The organism is Neobacillus vireti (genome assembly GCF_036962465.1).
Classification (GTDB): domain Bacteria; phylum Bacillota; class Bacilli; order Bacillales; family Cytobacillaceae; genus Neobacillus; species Neobacillus vireti_B.
On the sequence record NZ_JBALNF010000010.1, the window covers coordinates 1 to 15,227 of the forward strand.

Consider the following 15,227-nt stretch of genomic DNA (forward strand, 5'->3'; position numbering starts at 1 on the left):
ATGGTACTTCCGGCAGCCACGGATCTCATGGTAGTAAGGGAACTAGTGGCAGCAAAGGCTCAAAGGGCAGCAAAGGTTCAAAAGGAAGCAAAGGCTCAAAAGGCGCTAAAGGTCCTAAAGGTCCTAAAGGTAAGAAATAATTGGATTTTAAAAGCCGGTACTTTTACAAGTAGCCGGTTTTTTTGTCCTTTAATACAAAATGCCAAGTAATTTTTATATCTATCTACATAAATACCTAAATCTTATTAGTAAAGTAACTAAAGGAGTATACTTCCAGCCATAGTTCTATTTAAGTATAAAAATATTTATTAGATAAATGCTGATTTGTGAGATTACGGGATATTCGTTTAGAACAAGCCTTCTTGTTAGACGTACTATATGGCAAGGACAAGAAGAAAATAACGAAAAAATCAGAAGGAAACAAAATGAAGGGAGTAAATTAACTTTTATGTATCATCATTTGACGGTGATTGTTACGATAACAGCTTTTATTCTAACTATGGTGATGATCTTCATCCGTCCCAAAAATATGAACGAAGCTATACCAGCTACGATTGGAGCGGTTCTGGTCTTCTTGAGCGGCAGTGTGTCAACAGGCGACTTGATTGACATCAGTTCCAAGGTAACTGGAGCTGCGATTACCATCATAGCCACGATAGTAATGGCAATCGTTCTTGAGAGCATAGGCTTTTTCAGCTGGACAGCGGCACTCATGCTTAAACTATCAAAGGGCTCTGGTTACCGCCTATATTGGAATACCTTGCTGTTATGCTTTTTAATGACGTTGTTTTTTAATAATGATGGAAGTATTCTCATTACAACACCAATCCTAATTTTAATTTTAAATAATTTAAAATTAAAAAATACCCAAAAAATACCATTTCTTTTGAGTGGAGCTTTAATCGCCACTGCCTCAAGTGCTCCGATTGGTGTAAGTAATATTGTGAATCTGATTGCATTGAAAATTATTGGAATGGACCTTTATCTTCAAACTGAAATGATGTTTGTTCCAGGAGTCTTGGGTTTACTGTTTTTAGCGTACTTGTTGTTCCTCATTTTTAAAAAGAACATTCCATCCCAAATCCGTTTTCATTCGTACTCTATTCCCTTGCAGAAAAACCGTCCATTCCATCCCCTCCAAGAAAATTCTGAAAGCCTATTTACCCAACAAAAGAACCTCATGATTAAAATGTTATTCTTCGTTTTTATCGTAAGAATTAGTCTTTTTGCCGCCTCGTTTATCGGCATCTCTGTTTCTTTAGTAGCGGTCTGTGGCTCATTAATTCTATTGATTTGGAGATGGATGTATTTAAAAGTGAGTCCAACGGATATCCTAAAAAAAATACCTTGGCACATTTTAATTTTTGCCTTTAGCATGTATGTGGTCATATTTGGATTACACAATATCGGATTAACGGCCTATTTAATTCAAACTCTTAAACCGCTTGTACAAGACAGTTTCTTACATGCAAGCTTGACCATGGGCGTGATTACCGCCTTTTTATCCAACATTTTTAACAATCATCCTGCCTTAATGGTTTCAACCTTGGCGTTAACAGAAATGGGACTTGACCCCCTCATTATGAAAACGGTGTATTTAGCCAATATAATTGGAAGTGATATGGGATCCCTTATTCTACCGATTGGAACTTTGGCCACCCTCATATGGATGCATATTTTAAAGAAAAGCAAAATTAAGATTTCTTGGGTGGATTACATGAAAGTAACGCTAATCGTCATACCGCCAACCTTGATCTTTACCTTAATTAGTTTGTATCTATGGCTTATGCTGATTTTTGTAAATTAAGGTCATAAAAACAAGTTAGATGAAAGTTATCTCCTTCATTTAACTTGTTTTTATTTTGCTCAAAACACCACTACACACTTTTTACTTTTATGAATAATAAATAAGGGTAACACTTTTTAAGTTCGGGATACAAGGATGTGAAGGGGATGTGGTAGATTTCCCACTAAACGAACAAGAATTATCACAACGACTAGAAAGCATTTATAAACAAATCATTCAATCCAAAACGCATCTAGTGGATCAACATGAATTACAGGACGATGCACGAATGTGCCGAGACAATTTGATTTCGTACTTGACACTTCGTGAACAACACTTACTGAGTTTACGACAAGAACTTAAGAATAAAGGGCTAGCAGATTTGATGCAATCACCTGCACACCTTTTATATACACTAGAAAAAATCTTAGACTATTTAACGGATTCCTTACCATCGCAAAAAAAATGGTTGGTTCCCACTCCGGATGATGCTAGTAAAATCTTAACAAAACGGACAAATGAGCTTTTCGGGAAAAGATTGAACCAACCAGCGATTATGGTCACTGTGGATTCGAAAGTCTTGAACCATCCGGGCCAGATAGAGGAGTTAGTACGTAATGGAATGGACGTTGCCCGAATCAATTGCGCTCATGATGATTCAGAAATATGGCAACAACTCATCGATGCAATTAGAGATGTAGAAAAAAAGCTGAGGCTGGAAGGAAACTATTATAAAAACGATTGTAAAATCTACATGGATTTAGCAGGTCCCAAGGTACGGATTGGCAAACTGCCGGCTGCGCCTATTTTAGTGATGAAAGGGGATCGGCTGCGATTATACCTGAATTCCAAAACTAATGGGCATTCTGCTTTCGAAAATAGTCCGGCAGGTGTTCCGGTAACACTGGAAAAAGCGTTTCGAAATGTTCGCGTAAACGATCCTATCTTTATCGATGATGGGAAAATCCGTGGATTTGTTAAACAGGTTACCAAAGAATTTGTTGAAGTGGAGATTGATTCACCCGCGTTCAAACCGATACGGATTAAAGAAGGAAAGGGGTTAAATTTACCTGATTCTTTGTTAAGCTTAAATCTTCCAGCCTTAACGGAAAAGGATTTGGCGGACCTGCCGTTTATTACGAAGCACGCAGATATTGTCGGAATATCCTTTGTTCACTCCCCACTTGATTTAAAAAAGCTGCGGCAAGAATTAAACATACTTAATCGGACGGATATTGGTGTGGTCGCTAAAATTGAAACAAAGGATGCAGTCCACAATCTGGCGAGAATCATTCTAGAAGGTTTACATTTTAAGAGATTCGGAATTATGTTGGCAAGAGGCGACTTGGCCGTTGAGGTAGGTCTAGAGAATTTATCCTTTGTTCAAGATGAAATATTAACCATTTGTTCGGCCGCCTACACCCCCGTTATATGGGCAACAGGGGTGCTGGAAAAACTTACAAAAAAAGGGATACCTACGCGAGCAGAAATCACTGATGCAGCCTATGGGACTCGTGCAGACTGCATCATGTTAAATAAAGGGGCTTTTGTTATAGAGGCAGTGAAAATGTTAGTGAAAATTATCAATACAGGGGTAGATGATCCACCAAGACAAAAGCAACAATTGAATTTAACTTCACAATATGGGATATTTGATTGAAAAAGATAAACAAAGAAAAATGGCGTGTTTCAACAGTATAGTTGACACGCCATTTTTTATAAGTCTATTTTTTGGAACCCCTTTTATAATCCTGTTCCATGATCTCATCAGGAACCATGCTCCCGCCAGTTGCCCAAATAATATGAACAGCATTTTCCATTCTCTCTAGCAAATGTTCCTCTTTTAAAAACAAGCAGCCATTTTGCAAAAGCTTTACTGGGCCAATCATCCCAGCAAGAGCGGAAGGTTCTAATCTTATTTTCTCTGTATCAACCAAATCCTTTAATAGTTTAAATAACTCTTCATCACTAACTGTATAAGCCCCGCTTAAAATTGGCTCAATGATCCTGCCGACAAATCCGGAAGGCCTGCCAACAGCCAGTCCATCCGCTGCGGTAACATTATCAATTCCTAAATCTTGGACGGAAATCTTGTCATGGAGTCCTGTCATTAGTCCAAGTAACATGGAGGGTGAATGTGTAGGTTCAGCGAAAAAACAGTAGACATGGTTTTGGAATAATTGTTTTAATCCAAAAGTAATCCCGCCGGGAGCACCGCCAACACCACAAGGAAGGTAGATAAATAAGGGATGCTCTTCATCCACTTTAATTTTAAGTTCTTCAAGTTGATGTTTCAGCCTAATCGCCGCTACAGCATAGCCAAGGAATAAATGCTGTGAGTTCTCATCATCTACAAAGTAGCAATCAGGATCTTTTTCGGCCTGAATACGGCCAGACGCCACCGCTTTGCTATAATCCGCTTCATATTCGATTACTTGAACGCCTTTACTTCTAAGCAACTCCTTTTTCCATTGTTTCGCATCAGCAGACATATGGACAGTTACCCTAAATCCTAATTTAGCACTTATAATCCCGATGCTTAATCCTAAATTACCAGTCGACCCAACCGCAATCGAATAGTGTGAGAAAAAACGACGGAATTTTTCACTGTCTAAAATCGTATAATCATCATCCTTACTAAGAAGCTGTTTCTCGATGGCTAAATCCTCAGCATGTTTGAGGATTTCGTATATGCCGCCTCTTGCTTTAATCGAGCCGGAAATAGGGAGGTGGCTATCACATTTTAACCATAAATCTCCCAAAATTGGCTGAGCGTAATTCTTCTCTAATTTTTGTTTCATTGCGGGAATCACTGTCAGTTTGGATTCAATGATTCCATTGGTTGCTTTTGTTTCAGGGAATACTCGAGCTATGTAGGGAGCGAATCGGTTTAATCGTTGTTCTGCGTCTTGAATGTCCGCTAATGTGAGCGGGGCACCTTCAAGACCGTTTTGAGCCGTTTGGGTCGTAGGATTGAACCAAAAAACTTCTTCGAGTGATTTCATCTTTTCGAGTAAGATTTGTTCTTCTGCTGGCATTAGGGAATTCCTCCAATCATTTTAAATAATGATAGGTTAAGTTTATCACCCCTTGATGGTAAGGTGAATGGCTGAATTGTAAGAAATTTATCGGCGGTTTCGGTTTTTATATCGGCGGTTTTGCCTTTTTCATGGTGGTTTAATCGACGGAAAAAAGCTGAAAGAATAGTCAATCTCATTTTCAAAAAAATATGAACAATCATCAATACTTGGATTTTAGCGTAAGGACGAGTAAAATCTAAATTATAGTGTTTTGACAAATAAATTATGTAGAATGGGGCAAGACCAATGATAGCAAAAACAGAAGAGGATTTTAACAGTTTAAAGGAAATTGGCAGAATCGTGGCATCAATCAGAGATGAACTAGTACGAAGAGCCGTTCCAGGAGTGACGACGAAAGAATTGGATGAGCTCGCCGGTGAACTTTTTGAAAAAGAAGGCGCCATTTCCGCTCCAAAAGGTGAGTATGATTTTCCAGGGTTTACTTGTATCAGTGTGAATGAAGAAGTTGCCCATGGTATCCCTGGAAACCGTGTCATTCAAGAAGGGGACTTAGTTAATATCGACGTTTCCGGTTCGAAAAATGGTTACTTCGCTGATACTGGTGTTTCGATTGTAGTTGGCAAAGGCGAGGAAATCCTTACGAAAATTTGTGAAGTTGCCAAGGAAGCTTTCGAAGCAGGGTTAAAAAAAGTAAAACCAGGCGCCAGAATTACCGGTATGGGTAAAGTCGTTCATCAGGTTGCAAGACAAAATGGGTTAACAGTCATCATGAACCTTACCGGACATGGAATTGGCCGGACCATTCATGAAGAACCAGAGTATATTTATAATTATAATGAAACCTCGGACCACGGGCTCCTGAAAGAAGGAATGGTCATTGCCTTTGAACCATTTATCTCTACCCATGACGAAGAAGTATTCCAATTAGATGATGGCTGGACATATGTGACAGAAGAAAGCTTTGTCGCACAATATGAGCATACTTTGATTGTTACCAAGGATGGCCCGATTATCTTAACTAAATAATATATGGAAAGAGAGCGTATCGATGTACGCTTTCTTTTTTTGACTTTTTTTGAAAAATATTATAAAAATCATTCTTTTTTAAATTATGAAATGATGGTGGTACCACTAGAAAAATAAAGATATAAGAAGCATTCGTTAAATAACTCCGCTTACATGCGATTTCACAAAATTGTCACATTCCATTATACTTTTTCTGTTAACAACGGCCCCGACTTTCATGAGAGTTGAAAGTCAAACAGAAAAGTGGAAGCGTCTTTACCATGAGGGACAAGTTTAAGATGAGCGGGGAGGAGTCAGTTTTTTAGTACTCTGAACCGATTGGCTTATGACCATCACATAGACGCAAAGCAGAACAATTTTTATAGAATTAGGAGAGGTGCTTTATTTGAAATTTAGTACAATTAAACATTCATGGTTTGGAAACATCAAGGGAGATCTATTATCAGGGATTGTGGTGGCAATGGCCCTGATCCCAGAAGCGATTGCCTTTTCTATTATTGCCGGTGTTGATCCAATGATTGGGTTGTATGCCTCGTTTTGTATTGCGGTCACCATATCCTTTGTGGGCGGCAGACCAGGAATGATTTCGGCAGCCACTGGAGCTACTGCTTTATTAATGACCTCTCTAGTCAAGGAACATGGCTTGCACTATTTGCTAGCCGCGACCATCCTGACGGGTGTCCTTCAAATCATTATGGGAGCTTTAAAACTAGGCCGATTGATGAAATTTGTCCCGCGCTCTGTGATGACTGGATTTGTGAATGCACTTGCGATTTTAATTTTCTCAGCCCAATTAGTTCAATTTCAAGGGGCTGGCTGGCAGATGTATGCAATGGTCGCTTTAGCGCTTGTGATTATTTATATCCTGCCTCGTTTTACAAAAGCGGTTCCTGCTCCTTTAGTGGCCATTCTTGTAATTACCGTCATCTCCATTATGACGGGCAGTGATGTACGAACAGTTGGAGATTTAGGTGAATTGACATCTACCCTGCCTGTTTTTTTAATTCCTGATATACCTTTTAACTTGGAAACCTTACAAATTATTTTTCCATATGCGATATCTATTGCAATTGTAGGTTTGGTGGAAACATTATTAACCGCTACGATTGTCGATGATATGACCGATACGGAGAGTGATAAGAACAAAGAAGCTAGAGGACAAGGGATCGCCAATATTGTATCAGGTTTGTTTGGCGGAATGGCTGGATGCGCTATGATTGGACAATCTGTTATTAATGTTAAATCAGGGGGAAGAGGGCGTTTGTCTACCTTTATCGCTGGTGCATTCTTATTGACGCTCATCGTCTTACTTAAGAGTTTCCTTGTTCAAATTCCAATGGCGGCACTTGTAGCTGTAATGTTTATGGTGTCGATTGGTACATTTGATTGGTCATCCCTGAAGAATTTTAAGAGGGTGCCTATTACGGATTCAATTGTTATGGTTATGACGGTTATTACTGTAGTCATGACAAACAACTTATCGTTGGGTGTTTTAGTAGGAGTAATCCTTAGCGCGATTTTCTTTGCTTCAAAAATTTCTAAAGTAAAAGTAACAAATGTTTCAGCAATAGGAGCAAATAAAAAAACCTATCAGGTGACAGGGCAACTTTTCTTTGCTTCCGTTACGGACTTTATCAATAGTTTTGACTTTAAGGAAGAGGTAAAGGAAATCGACCTCGATTTATCTGATGCTCACCTTTGGGATGATTCCGCTGTTGGGGCCATTGATAAAATCGTGATTAAATTCCATCAAAATGGTGTAAAAGTAAACCTTAAAGGGTTAAATACGGAGAGTCATAAGCTTATGAATAAAATAGCTGTTCATAACAAGCCTGGCAGTCTTGAAAAAGTGGCAAGTCATTAAACAAGGCTTGTTACCGTCTAATTTCAAAAGCAACACGCTGAAAAAACTCAGCGTGTTTTTTTATTGACTATTACAACTAGATGTATTAAAATTATCTCATATTCAAGATACTTAACTTCGAAATAAAATTCGAATGATTTTTGGAAATAATAGCGAAATACGTACTTTGAAAGGAGACTTATAAATGAAACACATTTTTCAAAAAGGAAAAAACCCGGCCAAACCAACCTTGCTTTTACTTCATGGTACCGGAGGGAACGAATTGGATCTGCTGCCACTAGCCGGAATGATTGATGATGAAGCGTCTGTGCTAAGTGTTCGTGGTAATGTATTAGAAAATGGAATGCCTCGCTTTTTCAGGCGACTCGCGGAAGGTGTTTTTGATGAAGAGGATCTCGTTTTCCGTACTCAAGAATTAAACGAGTTTCTTGATGAGGCTGCCCAGAAATATGAATTTGATCGAAATAATATCATTGCCATCGGCTACTCAAACGGGGCCAATATTGCGGCAAGCTTATTATTTCATTACAAAAACGCCTTAAAAGCGGCTATCCTTCATCATCCAATGGTTCCGAGAAGGATAGAACTTCCTGATCTTACAGGAACAAATGTGTTTATCGCCGCAGGGACAAATGATCCGATTTGTTCACCCTTGGAATCAAAGGAACTACAAGCATTGCTGCAAGATGCCAACGCATCGGTCGAACTTCATTGGGAAAATCGCGGGCATCAATTAACCAGAGAAGAGGTTGAGGAAGCCGCGAAATGGTATAAAGGAATTGTCAGTTAAGGGAGGTTTTGAACAATGCAATTATTAGGACTGCATCATGTATCGATTTTGACAGGCAAAGCGGAAAAAAATTTCGAATTTTATACCAAAATTTTAGGAATGAGATTAGTTAAAAAAACGGTAAATCAAGATAATACAGAATCGTATCACCTTTTCTATGCGGACGCTGAGGGGACACCAGGGACAGAAGTTACTTTCTTTGATATGCCTGGTCTCGGCCACTCTTATCGGGGAACATCCGATATTTCTACGGTCTCTTTAAGGGTAAAAACAACAGATTCATTGTTGTTTTGGGAAGAGCGGTTTAAGCAACTTGGAATTGAACATGACTCCATTCAAAAACGTGCTGGCCGCGATACTCTAGCTTTTCGTGATTATGAGGGAACTCGCTTAATCCTTGTTGCGGATAATGGAGAAATAGGAGTACGTCCAGGTGTACCTTGGGAACGGAGCGGGATACCAGTTGAACATGCGATTATTGGATTAGGTCCTGTAACACTTACCGTCAGTATAGCCGAACCTACAATCGGAATTCTAACAGAAATAATGGGCTTTCGTTATGTAGGTTCCTATCCCTCTCTTGAAGGGGACTTCCCTGAGATAATGATTTATGCAACAGGAGAAGGTGGTGCCGGCGCCGAAGTCCATATTGAACGAAGACCAGATTTACCTCGTGCACGGATTGGTCGCGGAGGGGTTCATCATGTGGCCTTCCGAGTACCGAATGAAGAAGAATACAATCAATGGGCACAACGGTTAAAGGACAACCGTATCGCTAGTTCTGGTAAGGTTGAACGTTATTATTTTAAGGCACTGTATTTTAGAGAGCCTAACGGAATATTGTTTGAACTATCGACTGACACACCAGGCTTTGCAACAGATGAGCCAATGGAAACAATGGGCCAAACCTTGGCATTACCACCATTTTTAGAACCAAGACGGGCAGAAATTGAATCAAGCTTGCGTCCTCTAGAATTAGATTAATGCATTTTTAAAAAACAGGCGAGAAATTCGTCTGTTTTTATTTGTGTTAGTTGGTTAAATTAACTATAAATAAGCAGTTTTGTAAAGGGGTATAGAATGAAAGCAATTCTTATTAAACAATCTCAAAATTCGTCAAGGCCGTTTCAAAGTTCTCATTTTAATAATCGATCACCTCATAAGAAAAGGGGTGAAGTAATATGAACTGTCCGCAATGCGTCTACTCGAATCCAGAAGGGGTAAAATTCTGCTTAAATTGCGGCGAAAAGTTCGTCAAGAAGAATACGGAAGAGGATGATAACAGCTTATTTTATGAATTTGCTCATTATGTAGATATGGTTCCGAGGTTTGAACGTTCGGTTGAGCCTAAATTTCAAAACGTCTTTTCTCGTGTCTTCCGAAATCATAGTGAACTAGAGGCAGAGAGGCTATTTATCGTTGGAACTGCCCTTACCACACCCAAAATAACAGAAGTGACCGACACTTGGCCAAAGCCTTGGCTTTTTGCAAGGGTATTCATTTTTGCGGTAATAGCATTCGTAGGCTTGTTTATAGGTGTTGCCTATTTTAGAAATGTGAATTTTATACCTGGACTTATCATTGTCGGCGCTTTTGCTGTGCCCTTGACTACGTTAATCTTCTTTTGGGAAATGAACGCTCCACAAAATATTGCCTTTTATCGAATTATCTATGTTGTGTTTATTGGAGGGATTCTCTCCATGTTAGTGGCCCTCGTCTTTTTTGATATTCTTAGGCATACTATTAATCCTATCACGATTGGAATTGCAGAGGAACTTGCCAAAGCGATTACGGTCATCAGTTTCGTCCGATACCGTAAATACCGGTTTATCCTTAATGGACTTCTCATTGGTGCGGCCGTAGGTGCTGGTTTTGCCGCTTTCGAAACAGCGGGTTATGCCCTAAGGGCCATGCTTTCTGGGGATGCTAAAAATCTATACATCACCATGTTATGGCGTGGTATTTTGGCTCCCGGTGGACATGTGGCCTGGGCTGCATTGACAGGTGCTGCTTTCTGCAGAGTCCAAGGTGATCAGCCCTTTACGTTCAGCATGTTAGTTAAATTTAAATTTTTGCGTGTCTTTTTCTTAGTTGTTTTAATGCATGCTCTTTGGGATACGCCAATAACAGGTATGTTCCCGTTTGGGCAGATTTTCTTGATGGTATCTTCTTGGGTAGTAGTTTTTCTGCTTATTCGTGCAGGCCTTAAAGAAATTGGAAATAAAAAAATGAACTCAAAAACTCCCTATCCAATCATGGAAAAGACGTAACAAAAAAACCAGCAAACGCTGGTTTTTAGTTTGTGGCCTGAATATGATTTGGTTCTGTTTCCTTTGGAGCGGGAATAAAAGAAGAGCGGATCACTTCACCCGATTTTTTCCTTTTCTCAAGAAAATTAGCATAACTTACCTCGAAGAAACTAGGATGCTTATTCCATTCCTTTTTTGGCATGGTTAACACAAAGGAGCCATCCTCTTTTGGAATCGAAATCGTATACTTAATTCCTTTATCAACATTAACCCCAATAAGCGTTCCCTTATAAAAAGCTCCCGGTGCCGTTGTAGTTATAAGTGTGGGAGGTTTATCAACAATAATGGTCCCTTCTTTTGGTAGGGTCGCATCAATGTTAACGCTTACATTATCCGGAAAATTAACCTAAAACAGAAGATTCTTCAGGTAACAAGGCAGAAACGGCAAAAGCGAAACCAACCGGAAAAACAGTGGAAGTTACGGTTACACCCAAGAGTTTTGATTTTGATTTAAAAGAAATTAAAGCAAATGTTGGAGATAATATTAAAATTCATCTTGTAAATGCAGATGGAGCACACGGATTTGCGATTGATGAGTATGGCATTGATATTAAAGGTGGAGAAACGGCGGAATTTATGGCTACAAAGAAAGGGGAATTCCAGTTCTATTGTTCTTTAATGTGTGGTGTGGGCCATGACAAAATGATCGGGAAATTAATCGTAGAGTAAGAACAAAAGCGGAACCGCCTTGGTTAGCCCCGACCAGTATAGGTTGAGCCGGCCGAAAGGTTGCTTTTTAAACTTATGGACGGATTGGCTGTAGACCATCGAGGGGCTAGGGCTGGAGCTGGACGCATCTATACCTGTAAAAAGTTTTCACTAGTAGTAAATCTATATATTTTCATAGAACAGAAAAGAGACTATTTTTCTGAAATAGTCTTTTTCTATTACAATACCGTTGATTAAAACAGAAATCATAACCTAGAATGGACTCTTACATAATTTCTTCCAATTGGGGAAAAGTAGTAAAAGTGAAATTTACAGGAGGATTTTGAATGGATTTATCCTTTATAGTAAAATCTTTTATACTATTCTTTACGGGTGTATTCCTGCTTCGGATTGCTGGAAGAAAATCGATTTCACAGATGACCCTTGCTCAAACCATCGTGATTGTTTCTCTTGGCCACCTGATCGTGGAGCCTATTGTAGAAGTTAGCATGGTCAGAGCCATTGGCGGGGCTATTATATTTGTTATGTCAATTATAGTAGTGGAATATACCCAGGTTCATTTTAACAGATTTGAAAAATTAATAATGGGAAAATCAATAATTGTTATTGAAAACGGAGAGTTAAACATTAAAAATTTAAAAAAGTTACGATTAACGGTCGACGGCTTGGAGATGCGGATGCGTAATATGGGCCTGACAAAAATATCTGATATCAAAATGGCAACCATTGAACCAAATGGCCAATTAGGCTATGAGTTAAAAGAAGATGCAAAACCACTAACCATAGGTGAATTTAAAAAACTTATGAAGATTAGTTCGCAACAAAATGACAGTCAAGATGCAGGGATGAATATCTTCGATGAAATTTATCCCAATACTCCGCAAAACCATCCTGAATACCTAAATTAACTCTTTAAATAAACAAAACCTCNNGAGGTTTTGTTTATTTAAATAGACCTGCTTCTTTTGCTGCTTCAAAACTATTTTTCGCAAATTCAACTGGGTCGCCGACATTTTCCCAATGCATATACATTAAGCGCGGATTGTCAAATAGCCAGTGGTTATGCACAGCTGTAACAATAAGGCCTCTTTTTCTTAATGCAGATAGAAAAGGATTAATTTCTTCTTGAAGAATCACAGTCTCACCAAGGTTAAGTGTTTTACCCTTTCTATTGTCTTCAAATGAAAGCGCAAATGGCAGTGCCAGTGGGGATTGCGTATGTCTGCCTAAAATGGTTGCGTTGATATTTCGAAGGCGTTGAACAACACAAACAGGTGTTGAGGTAATTACCATTCCTCCGATGATATCGGCTAGTTTTTGGCACATGGTTGAATCATTACCATCCCCATGACATTTGCAATTATGTTCATGTTTACGACTATTGTGATCCATCTTTTCCATCCAATTAAAATCCAATTCGTCATTTCTTAAGAAATCGAAATCCATAGGATCGTTCGTTGAACTTCTATAAGAGGTTTGATTTCCTAAGTTATCAAATTCTCTCTTTGCCATTAAATCAACTCCTTGTCCAATTCTCACTAGATAGGATATTCAGACGCAGACGAAGGGATTGGATAAATGACCATAGTAAAAAGCCTTTTTATGTAAAAAAGTCTAACGGAAATTTCCTTAATGGAAAATTTACCGTTGAGAACTATTTTCAATTATATTATTTTCCTTTAAAATAGAAAGTGGAACAGGCAGTAAGAAGCAAGAAAAATTTTAAGAGAGAATTAGGAGTTAAAATGAAAAAACTATTATTCTTAATCATTGGCATTTTAGTATTTATTCCAACCGTTGTAAGTGCACATACGGAACTAACCGCATCTAATCCGGCAAACGGAGCAGTAGTGAAAGAGGATCTAAAAGAGATCGTCCTAACATACGAAGGAGAAATTGAATCATTAAGTACCATGAAGTTACAAAAGGATGGAAAAGAAATTCCTTTTATCAGCGTTGTACCAAAGGGGAATCAGTTACTGGGCACGTTGCCATCCCCATTGGAAAATGGCGCCTATACGATACAATGGAACATTGCAGGGGAAGACGGGCACCCTTTATCCGGTGAAATAGCATTTTCTGTGGATAAGGCTGAAGCAGTTGTCCCAAACACGACGACAAAGCAGCCTGAATCGAAAAAAGAGGAACCTCAGAAGGAAGAAACCAAGCAAGCAAAATCTTCTAGTGAAACGTCTCCAATTTCGAAAACGACGATTACACTAGTTATTGTCGTGCTATTATTAATAAGTTTGTTCCTTTTATTTAGAAGGAAGAAGTAATCATGGGATTTTTAATACCTCTTTTTGAGTTTGGAAATTATCTTTTGTATTCAATTTTAGTGGGACATGTTGCTTTGTTATTTGTCGCTGCTGATAGGAAACCCCAAACCCAAATTGCCAAACCGTTTCTATTGCTATCTACACTTGGAATTATTATTTTTACATTAGGACCGATACTTCAAACCATTTATTATTTCAAGGAAGGTGTTGGCCTTTCGATAGCGATAAGAGCGGTATTCACAGATTTCCAAGTCGGAAGAGCGTGGATCTTCATTGGATTTATGGGTACATTCTTGTGGATGGCGATACAATTAAATGCCTCAAAATATTTGCAGGCATTCTTGGTATTATTGATGATTTTAGGAGTAGGCTATTCTAGTCATGTGGCCTCTTTATCTTTTTGGATCGGCTTGTTTTCACATAGTCTCCATTTTCTATTTGTGACATTATGGACAGGAATCCTGCTGCATGTAGCCTGGTTTTCAAAAGGGGAACTTCATTGGGGCAAAATTTTACGCTGGTTTACTCCACTGGCCTTAGTTAGCCTCCTGTTCATTTTCATAAGCGGTTTTATTTTAATGATTTATATGGTAGAGCCGAAGGACTATGTAAAGGCGTGGGTATTGCCTTATGGTCAAATGTTGCTGCTTAAACATATTAGTATCATTCCAATTTTGTTTTTTGCCATCATCAACGGAGTTTTAGCGAAGAAAACATTTCGATTCGCCTCCTTTAATCCTCGTCCTTGGATCAGGGGAGAAAGTATATTTATCTTGATCATTTTTTATGTAACTGGGGTAATGGGTACATTATCTCCACCGCACGAAATTGACTTTACTGTAAAATCCGAAGGACCGTCTAAATGGGTCGAATGGTTTTTAGGAAGGAATATCACCACAACCATAACTACCCATTTAGAGGCAAATTTCCAATCAGTATTATTAATGGTGGTTTCCTTATTATTTTTAATGATGATTTTGCTTAGCTTTAAAAAGGCGAAACCATTATTAGGGGTATTATGTGGAGTTTGTTTTATTGTCGTCCTTTATATCGGATTTATGTTTTCTTTAACGATTTAAACAAAGGGAGCAGACATTCAGTTAGTAGAAAAACTAAATTTTAACTGTATTTTTTAGTCCAATTCGCAATCGAATTGGATTATTCATTATTGTTGATTTATCAATGTTGTATGGCTATATGGAGGCTTATAAATATGTTATTTGAAGCTATAAACGTAATGCTGATTCCCTAGGTATGAGTCAAATAAGGTGGAAGGAAAGTAATATTAACTGCCCCTTGCTGCTTAAAACATTAGACGAGCAAAAGTCTTTGAAAATAGGGCACTTTGAACAGGATGAGGAAAAATTAGATTAGTTGTGTCCGTGAAGACGAGGCATCTTTGGACAACAGATAGCTAAATGAGTTCGGTTCTGTCCGAAGTCGAGGGAAGTTCGGACAGCATC

14 protein-coding genes and 1 pseudogene are annotated in these 15,227 nt (G+C 38.6%); 12 read left to right on the forward strand and 3 right to left on the reverse strand.

Going from position 1 to position 15,227, the window contains the following annotated elements; translation table 11 throughout:
- From V7077_RS04465 to V7077_RS04475, 3 genes are all read left to right on the forward strand, one after another.
- A partial coding sequence (locus tag V7077_RS04465; protein WP_335498692.1) for a hypothetical protein occupies positions 1–210 on the forward strand: 210 nt, incomplete at its 5' end.
- Positions 211–448: 238 nt separating this feature from the next.
- The gene (locus V7077_RS04470) at positions 449–1,807 is read left to right on the forward strand and encodes an arsenic transporter (RefSeq protein WP_335498694.1); all 1,359 of its coding nucleotides are present in this window, start codon (positions 449–451) and stop codon (positions 1,805–1,807) included.
- A 148-nt stretch (positions 1,808–1,955) separates the two neighbouring features.
- Positions 1,956–3,446, forward strand: a complete 1,491-nt coding sequence (locus V7077_RS04475) for a pyruvate kinase (protein WP_335498696.1) — start codon at positions 1,956–1,958, stop codon at positions 3,444–3,446.
- A 64-nt stretch (positions 3,447–3,510) separates the two neighbouring features.
- On the opposite strand, the gene V7077_RS04480 is transcribed toward V7077_RS04475, so the two are convergent.
- Positions 3,511–4,824 carry a D-serine ammonia-lyase gene (locus tag V7077_RS04480; protein ID WP_335498698.1) on the reverse strand — a complete coding sequence of 438 codons (1,314 nt, stop codon included), beginning with the start codon at positions 4,822–4,824 and terminating at the stop codon, positions 3,511–3,513.
- Between the two features lie 288 nt (positions 4,825–5,112).
- Between V7077_RS04480 and map the strand changes: the two genes are divergently transcribed.
- The 5 genes from map (at position 5,113) to V7077_RS04505 (ending at position 10,777) form a co-directional block, all read left to right on the forward strand.
- Entirely contained in the window at positions 5,113–5,853 is a 741-nt protein-coding gene (gene map / locus V7077_RS04485; protein WP_335498700.1) for a type I methionyl aminopeptidase, read from the forward strand.
- A gap of 385 nt (positions 5,854–6,238) precedes the next feature.
- Entirely contained in the window at positions 6,239–7,717 is a 1,479-nt protein-coding gene (locus V7077_RS04490) for a SulP family inorganic anion transporter (RefSeq protein ID WP_335498702.1), read from the forward strand.
- Between the two features lie 184 nt (positions 7,718–7,901).
- Positions 7,902–8,507: an alpha/beta hydrolase gene (locus tag V7077_RS04495; protein ID WP_335498704.1), complete on the forward strand. Its 606-nt coding sequence runs from the start codon at positions 7,902–7,904 to the stop codon at positions 8,505–8,507.
- A gap of 15 nt (positions 8,508–8,522) precedes the next feature.
- Positions 8,523–9,491, forward strand: a complete 969-nt coding sequence (locus tag V7077_RS04500) for a ring-cleaving dioxygenase (protein ID WP_335498706.1) — start codon at positions 8,523–8,525, stop codon at positions 9,489–9,491.
- A gap of 197 nt (positions 9,492–9,688) precedes the next feature.
- The gene (locus tag V7077_RS04505) at positions 9,689–10,777 is read left to right on the forward strand and encodes a PrsW family intramembrane metalloprotease (protein ID WP_335498708.1); all 1,089 of its coding nucleotides are present in this window, start codon (positions 9,689–9,691) and stop codon (positions 10,775–10,777) included.
- 25 nt (positions 10,778–10,802) lie between these two features.
- Here the strand turns inward: V7077_RS04505 and V7077_RS04510 are convergent, their stop codons facing one another.
- The gene (locus tag V7077_RS04510; protein WP_335498710.1) at positions 10,803–10,967 is read right to left on the reverse strand and encodes a hypothetical protein; all 165 of its coding nucleotides are present in this window, start codon (positions 10,965–10,967) and stop codon (positions 10,803–10,805) included.
- A 251-nt stretch (positions 10,968–11,218) separates the two neighbouring features.
- Here V7077_RS04510 and V7077_RS04515 point away from each other — a divergent pair.
- Both V7077_RS04515 and V7077_RS04520 read left to right on the forward strand, forming a co-directional pair.
- A pseudogene (locus V7077_RS04515) lies at positions 11,219–11,485 on the forward strand (cupredoxin domain-containing protein); the annotation flags it as partial.
- A gap of 326 nt (positions 11,486–11,811) precedes the next feature.
- Positions 11,812–12,393, forward strand: coding sequence for a DUF421 domain-containing protein (locus tag V7077_RS04520; protein ID WP_335498712.1), 582 nt, complete (start codon positions 11,812–11,814; stop codon positions 12,391–12,393).
- A gap of 34 nt (positions 12,394–12,427) precedes the next feature.
- Here V7077_RS04520 and V7077_RS04525 read toward each other — a convergent pair whose 3' ends face one another.
- Positions 12,428–12,997 (reverse strand): DUF1259 domain-containing protein, encoded by a 570-nt coding sequence (locus V7077_RS04525; RefSeq protein ID WP_335498714.1) that lies wholly within the window; start codon positions 12,995–12,997, stop codon positions 12,428–12,430.
- Between the two features lie 233 nt (positions 12,998–13,230).
- Between V7077_RS04525 and V7077_RS04530 the strand changes: the two genes are divergently transcribed.
- Positions 13,231–13,764, forward strand: coding sequence for a copper resistance CopC family protein (locus V7077_RS04530; RefSeq protein WP_335498717.1), 534 nt, complete (start codon positions 13,231–13,233; stop codon positions 13,762–13,764).
- 2 nt (positions 13,765–13,766) lie between these two features.
- Complete coding sequence (locus V7077_RS04535) at positions 13,767–14,843, forward strand: copper resistance D family protein (RefSeq protein ID WP_335498719.1); 1,077 nt, start codon at positions 13,767–13,769, stop codon at positions 14,841–14,843.
- Positions 14,844–15,227: the final 384 nt, after the last annotated feature.